This window comes from Salinivibrio sp. MA607 (genome assembly GCF_001996245.1).
Taxonomy (GTDB): Bacteria; Pseudomonadota; Gammaproteobacteria; order Enterobacterales; family Vibrionaceae; genus Salinivibrio; species Salinivibrio costicola.
Window position 1 is genome coordinate 1 of record NZ_MUFJ01000026.1, and the last position, 20,202, is coordinate 20,202.

Annotated in this window: 14 protein-coding genes and 1 CRISPR repeat array; of the genes, 3 read left to right on the forward strand and 11 right to left on the reverse strand. The window is 50.2% G+C overall.

All coding sequences use genetic code 11. The annotated features are described in order from the left end of the window. Both BZG81_RS12025 and BZG81_RS12030 read left to right on the forward strand, forming a co-directional pair. On the forward strand, positions 1-745 hold a 745-nt coding region (locus tag BZG81_RS12025), incomplete at its 5' end, for an EAL domain-containing protein (protein ID WP_108743489.1). Between the two features lie 166 nt (positions 746-911). After that, complete coding sequence (locus BZG81_RS12030) at positions 912-2,294, forward strand: multicopper oxidase family protein (protein WP_077460981.1); 1,383 nt, start codon at positions 912-914, stop codon at positions 2,292-2,294. A 74-nt stretch (positions 2,295-2,368) separates the two neighbouring features. Here BZG81_RS12030 and BZG81_RS12035 read toward each other — a convergent pair whose 3' ends face one another. Further along, positions 2,369-4,327 (reverse strand): methyl-accepting chemotaxis protein, encoded by a 1,959-nt coding sequence (locus tag BZG81_RS12035; protein WP_077677486.1) that lies wholly within the window; start codon positions 4,325-4,327, stop codon positions 2,369-2,371. 238 nt (positions 4,328-4,565) lie between these two features. On the opposite strand from BZG81_RS12035, the gene BZG81_RS12040 reads away from it, so the two are divergent. Then, complete coding sequence (locus BZG81_RS12040) at positions 4,566-4,913, forward strand: carboxymuconolactone decarboxylase family protein (RefSeq protein WP_077460919.1); 348 nt, start codon at positions 4,566-4,568, stop codon at positions 4,911-4,913. 134 nt (positions 4,914-5,047) lie between these two features. Beyond that, positions 5,048-9,534: a CRISPR direct-repeat array (repeat unit 29 nt; unit sequence CGGTTCATCCCCGTGGGCACGGGGAACAC). A 78-nt stretch (positions 9,535-9,612) separates the two neighbouring features. Here BZG81_RS12040 and cas2e read toward each other — a convergent pair. The 10 genes from cas2e to BZG81_RS12090 all read right to left on the reverse strand — a co-directional run bounded on the left by cas2e (position 9,613) and on the right by BZG81_RS12090 (position 20,185). Then, positions 9,613-9,909, reverse strand: a complete 297-nt coding sequence (gene cas2e, locus BZG81_RS12045; RefSeq protein WP_021022945.1) for a type I-E CRISPR-associated endoribonuclease Cas2e — start codon at positions 9,907-9,909, stop codon at positions 9,613-9,615. A 3-nt stretch (positions 9,910-9,912) separates the two neighbouring features. Further along, positions 9,913-10,833, reverse strand: coding sequence for a type I-E CRISPR-associated endonuclease Cas1e (gene cas1e / locus BZG81_RS12050; RefSeq protein WP_021022946.1), 921 nt, complete (start codon positions 10,831-10,833; stop codon positions 9,913-9,915). 27 nt (positions 10,834-10,860) lie between these two features. Then, positions 10,861-11,532 carry a type I-E CRISPR-associated protein Cas6/Cse3/CasE gene (gene cas6e / locus BZG81_RS12055; protein ID WP_241827389.1) on the reverse strand — a complete coding sequence of 224 codons (672 nt, stop codon included), beginning with the start codon at positions 11,530-11,532 and terminating at the stop codon, positions 10,861-10,863. Then, the gene (gene cas5e, locus BZG81_RS12060; RefSeq protein ID WP_077677488.1) at positions 11,516-12,265 is read right to left on the reverse strand and encodes a type I-E CRISPR-associated protein Cas5/CasD; all 750 of its coding nucleotides are present in this window, start codon (positions 12,263-12,265) and stop codon (positions 11,516-11,518) included. Before cas5e ends, cas6e begins: the two co-directional genes overlap by 17 nt. A 12-nt stretch (positions 12,266-12,277) precedes the next feature. Beyond that, positions 12,278-13,312, reverse strand: coding sequence for a type I-E CRISPR-associated protein Cas7/Cse4/CasC (gene cas7e / locus BZG81_RS12065; RefSeq protein WP_021022949.1), 1,035 nt, complete (start codon positions 13,310-13,312; stop codon positions 12,278-12,280). Between the two features lie 17 nt (positions 13,313-13,329). Beyond that, positions 13,330-13,887 (reverse strand): type I-E CRISPR-associated protein Cse2/CasB, encoded by a 558-nt coding sequence (gene casB / locus BZG81_RS12070; RefSeq protein ID WP_077677489.1) that lies wholly within the window; start codon positions 13,885-13,887, stop codon positions 13,330-13,332. Continuing rightward, a complete protein-coding gene (gene casA / locus BZG81_RS12075) occupies positions 13,887-15,482 on the reverse strand; it encodes a type I-E CRISPR-associated protein Cse1/CasA (RefSeq protein WP_077677490.1) in 1,596 nt (531 codons plus the stop codon). The genes casB and casA overlap by 1 nt, the downstream gene beginning before the upstream one ends. Further along, entirely contained in the window at positions 15,479-18,208 is a 2,730-nt protein-coding gene (locus tag BZG81_RS12080; protein ID WP_077677491.1) for a CRISPR-associated helicase/endonuclease Cas3, read from the reverse strand. The genes casA and BZG81_RS12080 overlap by 4 nt, the downstream gene beginning before the upstream one ends. Positions 18,209-18,403: 195 nt before the next feature. Further along, positions 18,404-19,522 carry a glycine cleavage system aminomethyltransferase GcvT gene (gene gcvT, locus BZG81_RS12085; RefSeq protein ID WP_077577305.1) on the reverse strand — a complete coding sequence of 373 codons (1,119 nt, stop codon included), beginning with the start codon at positions 19,520-19,522 and terminating at the stop codon, positions 18,404-18,406. 60 nt (positions 19,523-19,582) lie between these two features. Further along, positions 19,583-20,185 carry a helix-turn-helix domain-containing protein gene (locus tag BZG81_RS12090; protein WP_077677492.1) on the reverse strand — a complete coding sequence of 201 codons (603 nt, stop codon included), beginning with the start codon at positions 20,183-20,185 and terminating at the stop codon, positions 19,583-19,585. Positions 20,186-20,202 lie beyond the last annotated feature (17 nt).

Sequence of the window (20,202 nt, forward strand, 5' to 3'; positions counted from 1 at the left end):
ATGTAAAAGTGCGCAGCCACTTTCCTTTGCCTTTACCATGGCTTTTCAACCGATCATCCAACTTTCAACGGCAACCGTGTTTGCTTATGAGGCGTTGGCGCGTGGTATTGATGGCAGTGGAGCAGGCAGTGTGTTTAAGCATGTCAACGCAGATAATCAGTATAAATTTGATCAAACCTGCCGAATCAAGGCTGTCAAATTAGCGGCAGAGCTTGCAATCCCTTGTTATCTCAGCATTAACTTTATGCCTAATGCCGTTTACGAACCTGAGCGTTGTATTCAAACAACGCTGAAAGCGGCACGCGATAACCAGTTTCCGCTCGATAAAATCCTCTTCGAGTTTACTGAGGGCGAAGAAGTGCTTGATTACGAACACATTCAACGCATCATTCACCATTATCGCTCTCAAGGCTTTCTGACCGCGATTGATGATTTTGGCTCGGGCTATTCAGGGCTAACAGCTCTCGCCAATATCGACACGCATATCATCAAATTAGATATGGCCTTGGTGCGCGATATTGATACGGACACCACGAAACAGGCCATTGTTCGCCATAGTATTGCCATGTGCCGCGAACTTGGCCGTCAAATTATTGCCGAGGGCGTAGAAACGGAAGCCGAGCTTGCTTGTTTAGCCGAACTGGGTATCGATTTATTCCAAGGCTACTACATTGCTAAGCCAGGTTTTGAATCATTACCTGCAATTAATCAATCACCTGGTTTAGAGGCCTTCCATCGTCAATAACTCGACGATGGAAGGCCGCTTAGATAGGTAGCGACTGGATAGGCATATTTTAACTGCCTCACAAATACAACTGATAACCTTTCTCATTTATTAGCCTTGCGATACAATACCGCATGATTTTTGTGAGTATAAAGGGCGTTGTATGCATAAAGGACAAAAAGGATTGATGACGCAGGGTTGGTCTCGTCGTCGTTTTTTACAATCGACAGTAGCGATGGCTGCTATCTCAACTCTCCCCGCCTGCTCGCTGAGATCTGCCTCCCGACAAACCGGGCAGTGGGAATATCACCTAAGCGCTGAACCAGGCCTCGCGTCACTCGTGCCCGGTCATCAAACCGATGTATTGGCGTTTAACGGTAAGATTCCAGCGCCTACTATTCGTTGTCGGCAAGGCGAGCCAGTGACCATTCACTTCACGAATCATTTACACGAGCCGACGACAATTCATTGGCACGGACTGCGTATACCCATAGAAATGGATGGTGTCCCCTTCTTATCTCAAGCACCAATCCAACCGGGCGAAACCTTTACCTATCGCTTTACCCCCCCTGATGCCGGCACCTTTTGGTACCATCCGCACATGAACTCTGTGGTACAGCTGGGGAAGGGACTGGTCGGAGCCATCGTAGTCGAGGAAGCCACGCCGGTTGTGTTTGATGAAGAGCACACACTGACACTCAAACACTGGCACCTTGATCGTCAAGGCAACTGGAAAGATCTCGCTATCCCTCGCTACAGCGCACGCATGGGCACTCCCGGCGAGTGGGGCACCGTCAACGGCGTTCACCACCCTGAATACACACTGCAAGAAAATGCCACCACACGGTTACGTTTGGCAAACGTGGATAATACGCTCACCTATCCGATTCAAGTGCGAGGCGCAGAGGCTTGGATCATCGCCATTGATGGCAACCCCATCGCAACGCCTCAACGGTTAGAGGAGCATAAAATCGCCCCAGGGATGCGACTAGATATCGGCCTGATTGCACCGAAAGCGGGTAGAAAGATCGAAGTCATGTACATGAAAGGACGTTTTCCATTCTTGTTGACAAGCTTTACCACAACACCGTCAACCTTAACAGACAAGCCCCTGCCCGCTCTGCCACTCAACCCCGTTGCAAAACCAGATTTAGTGAATGCCGAAACCCGTCATTTTGTGTTTGAGTGGGCCGGCGCCATTACCCCTGCGGATAAACAAGGAAAAGGAAATCACGACTTTTGGCTGATGAATAAACGTGCCTGGGAGGGGATGAGCAAAGGAAATATTCCTGAGCCAATCGCAAAACTGGAACGAGGGAAGACCTATATTTTCGATTTAAAGAATGTGACCCAGTATCATCATCCGATTCATTTGCACGGCCACACCTTCACGGTGCTGGAAATAGATGGCAAGCCTGTGACGCCGTTCCATACTGATACCGTACTATTAGGTAAAAATGGCCACGCCAAGGCTGCCTTTGTGGCGGATAACCCAGGTCGTTGGATGTATCACTGCCATGTGATTGAGCATATGAAAACTGGCCTGATGGGTTTTGTGGACGTGGTGTAGCAATACGCAAAACACACTAACAATAAAACGGCGAGCCGATACGCTCGCCGTTGCTGTCTTAACCGCAATCACAATCAGGAAGTCGGTTTATCTGTTTTGAACCGATTTACCAGCTCAGATAACTCAGTCGCCACCATACGTAACTCCGCCGCTGTCGCGTTGGTTTGTTCGGCGGTTTCAGCCGCACTGTTGGCACCATCCAATACGTTGGTCACATTCTGATTAATATCTTCAGACACCGAGTGCTGCTCTTCTGTCGCCGTGGCAATTTGTGCCGCCATGTCATGAATTTGTCCGACCAAGCTTTGGATAGTATCAAAGACGCCCAAGGCCTCTTCCGTCGCCTCCGTGGTAGTTTGCGAGTGTTCCACACTGCCTTGTAGCTTTTCTGAAAGCTGATTGGTGCGCTGCGTTAATGCTTGCAAAAGTTCATCAATCTCTTCGGTTGATTTGGTGGTTTTTTGCGATAGCACCCGAACCTCATCCGCCACCACGGCAAACCCGCGCCCATGCTCACCTGCACGCGCGGATTCAATTGCCGCATTCAGCGCCAACAAGTTAGTTTGTTCAGCAATACCTCGAATGGTATCGAGCATGGCGGTGATGTTGTCGTTCTCTTTAGTGAGCTCTGACATGGCGCTATCCGCTTCATTGAGTGTGGTCGCCATTTCTTGCACCGCGGCACGGGTGTTATTCATCAGAGCCATCCCTCGCTCGACTTCCGATTGGCACTGCTGAGCCGAATCCGCCGTTTGATTACAGTTTTGCGAGACCTCGTTTGCCGTGGCCACCATTTGATGGAACGCAGTCGCAATTTGCTCTAACCCTGAACGTTGTTGGTGACTCGCACCGTCTAGCTGCTCGGCAAATTGGGTGGCGTGATCGGCATGAGATGACAGCTTGGTGGACCTGTCCTTGATACCAATGATCAGCTCTTGAATCACATCCACGAACTGATTAAACGCACCCGCCGTTTTACCCAGCTCGTCCTGGCTGCGAATCGGTAAACGCTTGGTCAAATCACCATCACCGCTTGCCGCATCACTCAGCCCATCACTAACGGCAATGATAGATGCCGATATACGTTGAATCATAAAGTAGCCAAGCACACCAAAGGCGATAACAAGGATGAGGCTGATGGATAAGATAACCGTTTGCAGCTGGGTGACCTGACCCAGGACTTCTTGCTGCGGCACAATCCCAATCAAACGCCACCCACTCTCTGGTGCTTTGTATTGGTTGACAAAGTAGTCTTCCCCATCAAAAGAAACGGCTGTTAACGACTCACTAAAATTCCCATCGCTATATACACTTGCAACATTACGAGCCGGTTCAAAATTGTTATCTGGATTATTGGGATCAGCGAGCACAGTGCCCGTATCTTCTACCAGTACAATATAACCCGACTTGCCAAGGGTTACATCTCCTAGCATATTGGTGAGCGCCTCTAGGGTTACATCAACACCAATCACACCACTTAGCCCATCTTGCGCAGGAAACTCCATTACGTAGTCAAGCAACGGTGCACCCGTATTGACATCTTGATAAGCTGGCACTCGTACCGCGTTGTTGCGATTACCTTGACCTGTTTGATACCACGGTCGTTGACGGGGGTCATAATCACCGAGCTCTCCCTGTGGCCATTGGATATAATCACCGTTACTCAACCCAAGAAAGACATAAGCGAAATCATCCCGTGAATTTCCCATTGCTTCTAATAACGCATAAGCGCGGCGCTCTGCTGGACTATTTTGTTTGGATGTCATGGGTTGCGTGTCGCCCATATAGTCGGCGACTGAGCTATCTAGCCCCTGTAGCGCCTCACTATTCGCTAGTACTTTAGCGTTAGCAGACAAACCTTGAAGGTAAAATTTAAACGCATTACCTATGTGCTGCATTTCTTTATAGGAGCTCTGCTCATAACTTTGCAATGTACTCGTTCGAAACTGATAGAGTGACACAATAGCGATGATAAGCGTGGGCAGGATAACGCCTGTCAAGACAACAACGAGTAAACGTTTTTTAATACTCATACTGATCTCCGTCAGTGACGACACATTGAAGCATTTTCAAAAAATAACTGGTTTGTTTTAAATTAGAACAGCTATTAATGACAATCTAGTTAATATCCAGTTTTGCCCTGAAACTCGCTAGAAACAAAGCTGAATTGCTAGTTTTATAGGCAATTAAAACGCTGTGCCAGACATTAGTTGCATCTTACATGCAAAAATTATAAATTAGCATAATCTAAACAACAAGGAGCGATTGGGAATGAGTAAAAAAGACTACCAAGAGATTAACCAACAACAGTTAGCTCTCAACAAGCAATTTAAGGCACACAGCAGCGAGACACTGACTGCATTTGGCCAGCTTCATCGCGCCGCAATGGCAGAAGGCGATCTAGATGTAAAAACCAAAGAATTGATTGCCTTAGGCATCGGAATTGCCGCGCGCTGTGATGGCTGTATCGGCGCACACGTCGCCGCCGCTTTAAAGCACGGCGCGACTAAGCAAGAATGCGTAGAAGCAATTAATGTTGCCATTGTGATGGGCGGTGGTCCGTCGTTGATTTACGGCTCTCAAGCTCTGGAAGCCGTCGAGCAGTTGAGTGAAGCTTAGCTTATTAGCGCTCGGCAACATCAGTAGGCTGAGATAAGATAGTCTCAGCCTTAACGTATTCGGCATTTCACGAACCTTATTTCCCTTAGGCACGGGGAACACGATTTGGTCTCGCGGGCGTTTACCTCTGGCGACGGTTCATCCCCGTGGGCACGGGGAACACACGTGCTAGGCGTTTGCTACACCTTGTTCGCCCGGTTCATCCCCGTGGGCACGGGGAACACAGTCCGAAGAGCTCGGGGCGGCTGTCCCACGGCGGTTCATCCCCGTAGGCACGGGGAACACCAGTGACAGAATCTCAGTGTCAGGACGCTCAACGGTTCATCCCCGTAGGCACGGGGAACACGATACGAATTCGGTCATAAACTGCGGGCATTTCGGTTCATCCCCGTAGGCACGGGGAACACCCAAGGAGACGGAAACAGGACGTAAAGAGAACCAGTTCATCCCCGTAGGCACGGGGAACACGACTATAAAGTCTACGCAGCAGCAGACGGCACCGGTTCATCCCCGTGGGCACGGGGAACACTGTTCCATCAACCGCAAAGCTATCCATCAAAGCGGTTCATCCCCGTGGGCACGGGGAACACAACCGCAAGAGTGCGATTGACAGGAGGATTTTCGGTTCATCCCCGTGGGCACGGGGAACACCTGACGCTCCGCTTCTCGTGCGTCTTTGTATGCGGTTCATCCCCGTGGGCACGGGGAACACATCACCGAACCCGCAGTGTAYAACGACATAACCGGTTCATCCCCGTGGGCACGGGGAACACCTTAGTCTTTGCCTGTAAACATCCATCAGAACCGGTTCATCCCCGTGGGCACGGGGAACACAACAACAGCAATAATGACGGGCGCATATCGTACGGTTCATCCCCGTGGGCACGGGGAACACATCACCGAGCACGTCAGTGTTGACCCGCATGACGGTTCATCCCCGTGGGCACGGGGAACACATTGCGGCTTGAATGCGTTCACGAGCTGGAAACGGTTCATCCCCGTGGGCACGGGGAACACCTAGCCAAAAAGGTTGGCACCAAAGTGAGTTACGGTTCATCCCCGTGGGCACGGGGAACACTACCCCTGTTAACGTTAATCCAGTCGCTCAAACGGTTCATCCCCGTGGGCACGGGGAACACACGCGGCGGTTAACGATGCCGTCAACAAGTTACGGTTCATCCCCGTGGGCACGGGGAACACATTGATAATGGCAAAAAGTCTGTTTATGTGAGCGGTTCATCCCCGTGGGCACGGGGAACACTCTTCGGACTGCTCCTCCAGCTCGGCCATCTGCGGTTCATCCCCGTGGGCACGGGGAACACTGTATCAAGCGCAGCCATTCAAACTAACTGCACGGTTCATCCCCGTGGGCACGGGGAACACCAGTACGAGATTGGTTTAAGCTCTTGCTTGCGCGGTTCATCCCCGTGGGCACGGGGAACACTAAAGGCGTATATCATCGAATCAATGAACACGCGGTTCATCCCCGTGGGCACGGGGAACACGATCTAGCGCTGACGCTCGAAGACGCCGGCGGCGGTTCATCCCCGTGGGCACGGGGAACACGCAGATTCCCAGCTCTTTGTTGGTCGCGGTACTCGGTTCATCCCCGTGGGCACGGGGAACACTCAAACAACAGATGAGAACCAATTATTTGCTGACGGTTCATCCCCGTGGGCACGGGGAACACCTCGATGCTGTATGCCATCGCATCGCCGATATCGGTTCATCCCCGTGGGCACGGGGAACACGCCCCCGCTATCCTCCACGACCAGAACGCCGACGGTTCATCCCCGTGGGCACGGGGAACACTTCCTCTTGTTAATGTGCTAACAAATCTAGCACGGTTCATCCCCGTGGGCACGGGGAACACACTGCGCCTACGCCGTGGGCGACTAGCTTACGCGGTTCATCCCCGTGGGCACGGGGAACACAGGCGCTAGCACAAGACGGTGACATTGCTCGGCGGTTCATCCCCGTGGGCACGGGGAACACCTGCGGTTATCGCCTTTGTTCCAGCGCTAAACCGGTTCATCCCCGTGGGCACGGGGAACACACTAACTTCACCGATGCTATTCAGCAAATGGGCGGTTCATCCCCGTGGGCACGGGGAACACCATTTCCCAAACAGTTTGCATTACCGGATTGCCGGTTCATCCCCGTGGGCACGGGGAACACCTCTCCGTGTCGCTTGTAAACATGATTGATTAGCGGTTCATCCCCGTGGGCACGGGGAACACGGCATCCAACTTAGACTCAAGTTCTCGATGCTCGGTTCATCCCCGTGGGCACGGGGAACACCGGAGAGTAAGGTGATCAAGTATCACATTATGCGGTTCATCCCCGTGGGCACGGGGAACACAAGTCCATCAGCGGCCGGTTATTTTTTGCCGACGGTTCATCCCCGTGGGCACGGGGAACACTCGGGTAGATCTTGCCGTCGTCCCCTTCGTACTCGGTTCATCCCCGTGGGCACGGGGAACACATACGTTGGCCCCGTGACTAAGCGCAAGTGCGCGGTTCATCCCCGTGGGCACGGGGAACACTAATAGTTGGCACCGGTGTGGATCTCAGCATACGGTTCATCCCCGTGGGCACGGGGAACACAAATACTGTCTAACCAATCAATTATTGAAACACGGTTCATCCCCGTGGGCACGGGGAACACAATGACGGAACAGAACACAAGATCGGCGAAAACGGTTCATCCCCGTGGGCACGGGGAACACTTATTCCGTTCGAGAGTGGGCAAGGCTGCAAGGCGGTTCATCCCCGTGGGCACGGGGAACACTCGAGCGTAAAAACGAGCCGGTATTCCGATCGCGGTTCATCCCCGTGGGCACGGGGAACACAGCAAATGTATATCGAACTCGACGAACTACAACGGTTCATCCCCGTGGGCACGGGGAACACCTCATGCTCACCTCCAAAGGTCTCTTTATTAACGGTTCATCCCCGTGGGCACGGGGAACACTTCGAGTTTGCCAATGTTTGCCTGGGCGCAGTCGGTTCATCCCCGTGGGCACGGGGAACACTGCCAAACGCCCGTCTGGGAGTTTATGAGTAGCGGTTCATCCCCGTGGGCACGGGGAACACTCGGAGAAATCAAGGCGATAGAGGCCGCTAAACGGTTCATCCCCGTGGGCACGGGGAACACGTTGGCAAAGGCTGCGTCCTGCATACCGGTAACGGTTCATCCCCGTGGGCACGGGGAACACGATAGCCTGTTGTCAACTATTACGGTTAATTACGGTTCATCCCCGTGGGCACGGGGAACACCCGTAAAGCCTGACGCGGTTTATCTACGCATGCGGTTCATCCCCGTGGGCACGGGGAACACTAAAGTTGAAACAGGTCGGTTTCTTCGTCCTGCGGTTCATCCCCGTGGGCACGGGGAACACTAACATATGCCCTCTCGATTTTTGCGCGCCAACGGTTCATCCCCGTGGGCACGGGGAACACATAAAACACTGGTTATCGACTCTTGCACGCAGCGGTTCATCCCCGTGGGCACGGGGAACACACCTCGATGGTCGTCAAAGTGATGATGCGTTGCGGTTCATCCCCGTGGGCACGGGGAACACCTGTCGAAAACGAGGTGCCGGTCAACACTGAGCGGTTCATCCCCGTGGGCACGGGGAACACGCCCATGCTGCCAAGCAAGCGCGGCAAAACGGCGGTTCATCCCCGTGGGCACGGGGAACACCTGTACGCGGGCAGCATTCCGCCCGTTGAGCACGGTTCATCCCCGTGGGCACGGGGAACACATCTCGCATCCAGCGCTGGCGCTGTCTTTAGACGGTTCATCCCCGTGGGCACGGGGAACACTGAATCAGGGATACTAGACGAGTTCGAGCTGTCGGTTCATCCCCGTGGGCACGGGGAACACGGGGAGGTTCCCGAGCATGTCCGACCAGTTAACGGTTCATCCCCGTGGGCACGGGGAACACACTGTGCCGGTCTTTTCTTCACGCGCCATTGACGGTTCATCCCCGTGGGCACGGGGAACACATACTTGCTCGACCAGAAAAACGTTCGTGTCGCGGTTCATCCCCGTGGGCACGGGGAACACTAACTAGACGTTTGTTTTGGCTCGACCAATGTCGGTTCATCCCCGTGGGCACGGGGAACACCGTATCCTCAAAATGAGCACACGCAATGTAACCGGTTCATCCCCGTGGGCACGGGGAACACATCACGAGGCGCAAGGTTTAACAAAAAACAATCGGTTCATCCCCGTGGGCACGGGGAACACTTCACAAGTGATTCCATTGCATCATCATCAATCGGTTCATCCCCGTGGGCACGGGGAACACGCGTGATAAACATATTGCGATCAGCAATAAGGCGGTTCATCCCCGTGGGCACGGGGAACACACCGCTCGAACTGTTGCCGCGATCCCAGTTTTCGGTTCATCCCCGTGGGCACGGGGAACACACCAAGGGTGGTAAAAAGATCCATAATTAATACGGTTCATCCCCGTGGGCACGGGGAACACGAACTCAGGGAATTTTCTTTCAATCCTTTTATCGGTTCATCCCCGTGGGCACGGGGAACACGCCAGTGAGTGAGACAGTGACGCCGCCAATAACGGTTCATCCCCGTGGGCACGGGGAACACTCTAAACGGATACTACTGTTTTATATAACAAAAATCGACCCTCTTTTTTCTACCAATTTTTTAAAGAACACACTGGGCTTATTTATCCTCATCACTCGGCTTGAATACCACCAACCTTAGACCATCTAAATCGACAGGCTCCCGACGATTTTCACCATAAGTTTGAAAGTCAAAACCTGATTCATTGTTCATCGCCCAACACATCACCACGTTGCCGGAGTCAGCAAGTTCTGTTACCTGCTCCCAAATCATTTCCCGCACGCGACGTGTTACATCGCCCACATAGACACCGGCGCGCACTTCGAGCAGCCAGACCGCAAGTCGGCCACGTAATCTCGGTGGTACGGCTTCGGTGACAACAACAAGCATACTCATTATCTACCCGCTCCTATGGCCACTATCACCAATTGATTTTGGCTCAGGTATAGCTGGTGGTTGAGCGTCATGAGGCGGTTCAGGTGGTGTAATATCACCGGCCGCTAATACCTCTTCGATCATCGGAATGATGTTTTTCAACAACTTGCTGGTTCTAAAGAGCTCACGACAAGCAAGACGTACTTGTCTGTCAGGTGATGCAGGTGAAGAGGCCGCCACTTTGAAAGCGAGTGGCACTACGGTGTCAAATTTGACAATGTCTGCGATGTCATAAACAAACGAAAGCGGTTTACCCGAGTGGATAAATCCAATCGCAGGCGCGTAACCAGCTGCCAAAATAGCCGCTTCAGTCACGCCATAAAGGCAACTGGTCGCCGCACTGATACATTGATTGGTCACATCGCCTTTATCCCAATCATTTGGATCATAGTTGCGGCCATGCCATTCAACGCCGTATTGCTTGGCCAATATTTTATAGCTGTTGCGTACCCGAGCCCCTTCAATTCCACGTAATTGTTCAACACTACGTCTTTGGGGCGCAGGTTCGCCAAATCGTCGTTCAAACATTTTACGCACGACTTTTAGGCGTAAATCGGGGTCAAGCGCTAACTGTGCTTGGTATAAAAGACGATCAGACCGCGCACCGCCAGGTTGTCCTACAGAATACAGCCTCACTCCTGCTTCACCGACCCAAATCAATAATGTACCCGTTGTTGCCGCGAGTTTAACCGCAGCATGACTGATGCGCGTACCCGGCTCCAACATAATGCATACCACTGAGCCAACTGGGATATGCATTCGTTCACCATTCACCTCATCAATCACAACAAAGGCACCATCACGCACATCAATGCGCCCCATCCCGACAAAAACCATCGAACGTCTGTCTTTTATCGGGATAGGTTTCAACGGAATGAACCCCATGATACCTCCATATCTACTGACCGATATTTATGCAGGCCGAATCAGCATTAACCCACACCCCATAGCTTTGGCGCGCCCAAAACCTTTTGCGTATTGTTCCAAAAAGCGCTCGCTGTCTTGGAGCGTTAAGGTACCGCGAGCATCCACACTCGAAAACTGCACATGCGCGCCACTCTTTTTCCGGCTTTGATGTTGGGTATATCCCTCAATTGTTGGCACGTTATCGAATGTAACACCCCACTGCGACAAGCGTTTTTCGTCACAGAGCCATTGTTGCGCGGCCTGATCCATCCGCTCCTGCAACGCGATAGCACTCACTTCCCCCGCCTGCTTTTTAGCATGCATAAGAACATCGTGCCGCTGTCGCTTTCCTTTTACATCGGTCACACAAATCGTCGGGTTCACCCTCAGCTGAAAATGAAGTCGCTGGCCATTGTATAACTGGGGCGAGAATGGCTTGATTTGGAGGTCGAACACACCGGTTTCATCTTGTGGTGGAATAGTTGAAAGCACATAAAACAGCGGCCGTCCGGTGGCTTGATCTTGCTCCTCTCGATATATAAACGGCCGTTCACTCGCATGACGAAAGAGTTGCCAAATGATTTGGTGAGTACTGTATGCCCCATTGCGGCCAAATTTTGAGATAAGTTTAACTGCTTGTGCGGATGACAGTAGCCGGACTTTAGACAGATACATCATTGGCCCCCTCTACCGTCAATTGATGCATAACGCGTTGTTTAAATTGCCAACGACTGCGATTGATAGGGTCATCCCAAGGGTGGGTGGTTAATACACGCTCATCATTGATTTCTCCCACATCGCCTTCCCAAAAGTAAGTCACATAAGGTGTCGTCCCCAGCCAGAGTGAATCGCTTTTATTCGATGCTGTTATCGCTGGAAACTCCATATCTAATGCTGACTTTAAATCAGCATTAGCCACCAAGGTAGGTTGTAATGGTAAGGCCGGTGGACATGCTTTTCTCCCCAAAGAAAGGGGATACACAGGCTTTAATAACGCCTTTTTAAACTCGTTTAATGAGATCGTAGCCGAGGGCGAGAGCCACACTGCAACGACCCACAAACCGTCACAACGATAATCACGTTTTGAGAGCACAGTTTGTAGTTTCTTTCCCGTTTTTAATTCACTTTGGCGCGTGCGATGTATGCGCTTTTTATCGTGACTCGGCACCTGCGCGGTATGGTAGTCACGCAAAAGCGAACCCGGTACACACTGTTTGATGCCGATACATACACTTTGTTGCAGACTTGAAAGCTGTACCTTATCATCCCGTTTGATGCCAAGTGCCGCTCCAAGTAATCCAAGCACTGCTGATCTCGACGGATAAGCGCTGGTGGGTCTGTCGCCACCGACGGCTGGCTCACCCCAACTGGCTAGCGGCCCGTACAATCGAAAAACAAGATAATCTCGCATCTTGCCTCCCACTTATTCTGTGACGAATTTGAGTAATTCATCAAAAGAGCCGGTACCCTCAAATACATTTAATGCATAGCGGCTATCTGCACACTCGCCATATACTTGATCGAATTTTTGCACTTGGTCGCTGAGCGCCGCTACAGCCGCTTGGCCTTGATCGGGGTCGTTAATTGGCTTCAGAAATGCCACCGACAATTGTCTTGGTTGGTATTCGCCCTTCTCGGCTAAAACAAAACTCGCGTAAGCGCGTGAAGCAAAGCTATTTTGTTTACCTGAAGGCGCAACTTTTACCGCCGCTTCCGTCAAGGCTTTGATCGCACTATCGGCCAATGCCTCATCGCCCTGCAAGTTTTCAATCAACTGCGTTTTGTTGATGCAGATATAGGAATAGAATAAAGCCGCCGCAAACCCCGCTTCGCCAAGGTGCGCGGAGCCCGCGTCCTCCTCTTTGTTGTTCAAATCGTCCACAGCAGTAAAGTAATCATCTTCCACAACCACGCTATGAACACTTAATGCATGCGCGACTTGGCAGGCGGCCTCCACGTTAAACGATGGAGAAGAGGCTAGCATACGGCCAAACAAAGCGATGTCGGCTGCTGCATGATCTGCCTTCAATAAGTCCAGTTCTTCTTTGTTTGGTGCACGATTTTCTTCTGCCAATACCGCAACCAAAGAGAGTGCAGCATCCTGTTCTTCTGGGCTAATATGAACAAGCTGTTCGATGTCTAATTGATCTTTTTTAATTTGGCCAAAAACACCCGCTATCTCTGCCGCCCATGCTTTGGCGGATTTTTCCGCAACGCCGTGCTCGACAAGCGCATTATATAACTGACGACCAAAACGTTTGGTCCGTATCCCAATTTTACCTGCCAGTGCCGTTTCAAAGACTTCCGATGTCCGCCAATGGCGTTTTAAACTTTGCGAGCTCACTCGCAAGCGCTCAAATCCACCCATCTTTGCGGTTTTGGGACGACCTAAATCGTCACGGTTCAGGTTAGAAGGCGCATAAGAAGTAAGCAGGTGTAGTTGAATAAATTGACTCATTATCTTTTCCTTTTTGTCTATTTAGTGCCCGCTGCACGGTAATAGTCCATTGCCCATTGAACAGTGATTCGTTTATCTGCTTGGCGAGGATAAAATTGGCGGTATTCCTCAAACCATTTATACATATCTTTCGCTAGAGTTGAGACCAAAACACTATGATCAAGCTGATGCAGGATCCTTCTTAAACGACGCAGAAATTCATCCGGTGTCTTGGCATCTTGTAATTGTGCAAAGCGAAGCTCACTCACTCTCGATTTATCGCTTTTTGTTTTGCTTCCCGCAGCTGTGGCTAGGTTTTGTGCGCTATCATGCTTCACATGTACTAGCGCACCAGCAATAGTTGCCCAGCATTCCATGTCATTTGATGTAGCATGCTCCGTGATGGATTCAGGCAAGCTTTGCCATAGGGCACGAAACCCTGGCGTCAGCATAACGGCGTCAATATCTCGACAACGTTTTAGCTGTGCTTTTTGTGCGTTAGAGGCTGGCGTGATGCCTTTCTTGTATAATTCATTCGGTGATAAGTACATACTTYGCCACCAGCGTAAAACACTATGTTGTAGTGTGCTATCCATTAGGCGATCTCCTTATCAATCGCAATACCGTGTTCACGAATAAACGCTTTTATATCTTTACTATTAAATATCCACCGGCTCAATGCCTGTCGCGCCTTTATCCGTCTCGCCATATTTCTCGCGTTGCCAAGCTCGGCCATCGCGTAACCATCAAATAAGTCGAAACATACACCACGTAATGTGGTGAGCCATTTTTTTGCTTGTTCCGGCGTTAAGCTCTCGTCTTCTTGCTCTATATTTTCAATCAACAGCGACACAGCAGTAAAAAAAGCAGACTCCGTTTTCTGCCAGAACGCGAGATCAATAAAAGATGTATCGCCTTTCGCATCCTTTGGACGATCAAACCACGCGTGTTTGATTTGTTCACGTAGCTGCTTAAGACTTTTGACCGATAAATCTTGCAGTGTGTTAACCGCTGTTAACACATCGTCTTGCTGCTCTTCGCTAAAAGCAAATAAAGGCAATTCGCTGTTATACCATCCTCTCGCTTTCATATTATCCATGTCATAACCGAAAGCTTTGAGGCGTGGACTGTAACCTAATAACTTTTCGTGCCTTTGACTTAGAGCGTAATAGTGAGAAATCACGGTTGCACATTTATAGCCTTGGACGTCACTACTTAGTGTTAATGTGTCCCAAATTTTATAGGTGATACCACCAGGTTGCGCTTTAACCGAAAAAGGGGGTTCTTCAGGTTTTTTGGGGTTAAATCGATATGGTGTTAGAGGATGAGACCATTCTCCATCATAATTGGCGCCATAATTTTGCGTCCGGTAATAGTTAACGACTTGCTCAACCTGTTGACCTAGTAATTGACACTCTGCGTCACGATGTTCAACTTCTAGGCGGATACGTCTTGGCATCGCCCAATAAACATGTAACGGATGAACAGCATTAGCAAAAACTTCACTGCCCTTTTTCTCACTTGTCTGCGTAGGAGCAAGCCACGGGAAGACGGAACCATCTGTAAAATTAGGCGATGGATACCGCCAAAAATCTTTATTGATAATATTAAGCCAAAGCTTTTCCCACAGACTGGCCTCGCTTGTTACTGGCATCACTAACGTTGTTAACGGTCCGCCACCACGCAAACCGACACGATGTCCAGAACCACCAGCAGGCGCATTGATTTGCATGGTAAACAAAGCCAAGGCCGCCATATCGAGGGACAACACTTGGCCAACACCCCGCTTGATAAAATGATCGGTATTGTTCTTTATGCCGTTCGCCCCGGGCGCTTCTATCAATAGCCCTGAGACCGTGGTAGATGGTGCATCCTCGAGCAGATCAAAATCCTGCATAAATAAGGCACCATTTCCGTCAACATTAAAGGCATGACTGACCTGATTAAACGCCTCTTCCAAAACAGCATCGGCCGGTGGCGTTTTAAAGTAATGGTGCCATTGTGACAAATCTTTTGGCGCAAACGCGGTTTGCAATAAACCAATGGTAAACTGATACGCCGCGCCATAGAAATCGGCCCTTGGTAGTGAGAAATCTACGACGTTGGGATCACATATCGCAGTAATCGGCCGTTTCTTAACGTCGCCATTACGATGGATATAATCCAACCATGGGTCTTGAATTAAATTCATGTCGCCTCCTGTGGCCGCTCGTAAAACCCTTTTTCCTCGCTATAAGCAAAACGAGAATCGTTTTCGGGCAACCAGACTTTCATATATTTCAGCTGAGGGTGTTGCTCGATCAATTTCGCCAATGCAGGTTCAAGCCGCTCGGGAAAAGGTGCAAGTTGATCGGCATACTTTCTTTTTGACAGCTTGACCGTGCTCAGCGCCACTGAGAATCGATTGTCTTTTGCTATTGGCACAAGCTCACCTGCTTGCACGTTGACCAACAACACATCCACGGTTTCTATGTCGTTGTATCGAGTACTAATGTCTGTGTCGTCATCAAACCAATACTTTGCGCTGCGATCACAATAACCATATTGCCAATCAATACATTGAGACTGTGCTTTCGCGCCAATACTGTATGTTTTCCCCAAATATTCTTCTTCCATAGGTTGAAGCGCGGTTGGAATTTGTGCCAGTGCTTCGTCACTGTAAACGGCTTCTACCAATTCGCGTGCATGGGTTGGCATACAGATTTCGCCTAATTCGCGTAGTTTTCTAAGCCCCAACCAAAGCCGTCCAGGTGAGCGATAAACAAATTGCGTGGGTTGAAAATGACGGCTGAGCCAATCGGCTTTTGGCTCGTCTTCCCAAGAGGGGGCATGAATATAGAGAACAGGAGGATCGCGTTCGTCGTCACCTTGCGTAATATAGGCACCTTGTTTGTTTCTTTTATGACGGTGCAAACGTCCCGCGCGTTGAATCAAGTCATCGATCGGACAAAGATCGGATATCATTACATCCGCGTCAGCATCTAAGCTCTCTTGGAAAACTTGAGTCGCAATTAAGACACGACCTTGACGCTCCGATTGCGAACTGCTTTTACCAAAATTATCGAGGACGGTTTTCTCAATATTTTTCCGATCCGCCAGAATAAATCGGCTATGAAATAAATGGCACCTTTCCGGGTGATCAAGCCGACTAAGTAACGTTTCATATGCTTCACGTGCGTCATCTACAGTATTTCTTATCCAGACTACGCATTGTCCTTTGACAACCGCTGTCAACACAGTTGCTAAACAGTCATCAAACTGAGTGAGCATATCTATTGCAACCGCAGGTTTTTGTTTAGCTTGCCGAGAAATAGCGGTTTCTTTCAGCGCTGGGGCTTTATCAATCGCCACTTGGGTAGCTAAAGGGAAGTGATCCTGACTTGGAATCACAGGGGTTAAACCGGCGGCTTGCTGCCACACTTGGCATAAGCGTTGCCGTTGTTGCTGAGACAAGGTGGCCGTTAACAATATAACCGAGCCGCCCTGATGCAGATGCAATGATAATAAGCTTTCTAACAAGGCGAGCATATATTCATCCGCTGCKTGGATTTCGTCAAAAATCAGGACCTTTCGATTCAACCCTAGTAAACGCAAAGATTGATGCCGTCGAGGTAATACAGCGAGCAAAGCTTGATCAATGGTGCCCACACCAACAGGTGCTAATAACGCTTTTTTACGCGAATCCGCAAGCCAAGCATTACATTGTGCCGTTACGGTTGCATCACGCTGGTGATAATTGCTATCTACCGTAGCTGTAGTATGCACCATTTCTCGAAATCGGTCATTCATATCACGTGCGCCGTGTGCCAACGTAATACTGGCTAATTCTCCCTCACCGAGTTTCACCATTTGCGTATAATGATTGGCGACTCGATCAAACATGGCATTAGATGTCGCCATGGTCGGTAAGCCAAAATAAAATCCGTCGGCCGCGCCTGCAGCCATGAGTCGGTGTGTGAGTGTGAGCGCGGCTTCTGTCTTCCCTGCCCCTGTCATATCTTCTAAGATAAACAGCTGAGGTTGGTCGTTGATTTCTACCGACGCCGCCCAAGCCTGCAAAGGTGTTGGGGAAAAGGGAAAGATATCGGAAAAGGCACTAAAAGGTGTAATTGTCGGTGTGCGAGATAAGTCGGTATAGTCCAGTGCTTGTTCGGCACATGTCAGCGCGTAATGCCAATACTGTTCAAGCGGCTGAGGCTGAGAGACGTAGGGAAAAAAGTGAGTATCTGAACCCATCCAATCCGCTAGCACAGCCAGCCCTGCTAGTTGCCAGCTCACTTGTTCAAGTCGCGCTCGCCAATCATCAGACGACAATGTCTCAATGTTGATTTTGGGCTGAAACAACTCATTAATATCAGCAATAAATTCTGTCACCGCATCATGATTGCGCGCTTCCGTGAATGATCTCATCCGCCTCGGCGTTTGCCGATTGACTGGCTGACCGTGATGCCCTAATACACATTGCGCCAGCACGTCAACTGTTTCATATACAGCTGTTTCATCATCTATTGAACCAAGCGATTGGCCACAAATCGCGTGAATAAGCTCAGTCTCATGCTGCTGCCAGAAATAATACCCTAACCTGTCATGTCGATATTCTCGCCCGTCATATTCTTTTTTGCTTTGAGGGTTTAGCAAAGTAGCGGAAACACTGAGGTTCAATTCCTGAAATGCAGACGCATACTTACCCAAGTCATGAAGTGATATCATGAAACACCATAGGGTTCGTAGCTGTTCTGGAGATAGTTCGAGAAATTCTGCGATGGCTTTCGTGAGCGGCCGCTCTTTATGAAGGAGGTGATAGCTAACTGCTGCTACGTCCAAACAATGATAGGCTAGCTGGTGATATGAATCCCCGTCTCCTATGTCAGTACTGGCCTTTCCCCAATAGGAAAAATAAGGCTTTTCGTTATCCACAACCTGTATCCACGTCCTATGTTTTTTAGAACGCTAACATAGGCAAGTCCAGCCAGCAATTTAGCCACTTGATTTATGTGAGTTAGTAACGACTCGAGACTACCGTGATATATACTCATTATAAATAAGATGGCACACCGAATTACTCATCACAATCAATGCGTAATTTGTGCCATCCTAATCAATAACAATTATTTACCCGCGGTAATATCGCTGTGGCACAAACGGCATTTTTTCGACCGTCATAGGCAATTTCTTGCCACGCACTTCAGCGTATACCTCGGTGCCGGGGGCAATAAACTCAGGTGGGAGGTAACCCATCGCCACGGGCATCCCTTTAGTAGGGCCAAAGGTGCCACTGGTCACGATGCCAATTTGGTTGTCGTCCGCATCAAACAGTTTACTTCCTTCACGGACCGGCGCTTTGCTTTGACCGACTAAACCAATCCGCTTCCGACTCACCGCTTTAGTCGCTATTTGATCCAAAATGATTTGCTCACCGGGAAAGCCACCTGCGCGCTCACCATCAGCGCGACGAACTTTACTGATTGCCCAGATTAAGGTTGCTTCAACCGGCGTAGTGGTGGTGTCCAAATCATGACCATACAGGCATAAGCCACACTCCAAACGCAATGAATCCCGCGCACCTAAGCCAATCCATTCTACTGCCTCATCATCGAGCAACGCTTTTGCCAACGACGCAGCATGCTCAGCCGGCACCGAAATCTCAAACCCATCTTCGCCAGTGTAACCTGAGCGACTCACCACACACTCAATGCCGTTGACCACAATAGGCTGAATATCCATAAAGACCATCTCACTGACCTGCGGGTTAAAGGTCGCCAGCACCTCGGCCGCTTTTGGTCCTTGCAAGGCCAGCAAAGCGCGATCGTCAACAACATCGACGGTCACATCCCCTTTAAGATTATCGCGCAAATGCTGAATATCCTGGGCTTTGCAGGCGGCATTGACCACCAAGAACAAGTGATCGCCTAAGTTCGCAATCATGAGATCATCAAGAATCCCACCTTGCTCATTGGTAAACACCGCATAGCGTTGTTTTCCTTTCGGTAAATCGACGACATCGACAGGCACCAATGTTTCGAGCGCTTTCGCGGCGTCATCACCATGGAGGCGAATTTGCCCCATATGAGAAACATCAAATAATCCCGCCTGTTCGCGGCAATGCAAGTGCTCTTTGCGCACCCCTAGCGGATACTGGACTGGCATTTCATAACCCGCAAAGGGAACCATTTTTGCCCCCATATCAAGGTGCAAGCCGTGTAACGGGGTGGTTAGTAACTCTGCCATCATTCTCTCCATATTGTGCCTGCGGGCATCATGCCCACGTGAAGCAAGGCGTTTGTGTGGTCATTAAGAAGCGGTCACCCATAAGATCAATGCATCGGCGTCACTCACTGACGCCAACATGTGTCCCATGGTGGCGTCGTAATACACGCTATCGCCCTCATTGAGAGTAATCGCTTCATAAAACTCAGAAAAAAATTGAATGCTACCTTCAAGTACCAGCAAAAATTCTTCGCCGTCATGTCGGATCCAATCACTGTAATCCTCAAAAGCACGCGCTCTTACTCGCGATTTAAACGGCATCATTTTTTTGTTGCTTAACTGTGTGGCCAGTAATTCATGCTCATAGGTGCCGGTAGGGTGCGCTCTGCCCTGGCCCGCAAACGTCACATCTCGCCTTCCCGTTGCCTGCCGCTTTTTTGGCGGAGCAAATAACTGCGGGATATCAATGTTCAACCCGTGCGCGAGTTTTTGCATGGCTTGAAAGGTGGGAGATATCTGCTCATTTTCAATTTTGGACAACGTGGAACGCGCCAAGCCAGTGCGCTGGCTTGCTTCTTCAAGCGTTAACCCTAACCCAACCCGTACGGCTTTTAAACGCGGGCCCAGCCGCAATGGCGCAATGGGTTCGCGTGCCTCCCCCTCATGTTGCGATCGTTCTACCTGCATTGAGGGGTACACATCCT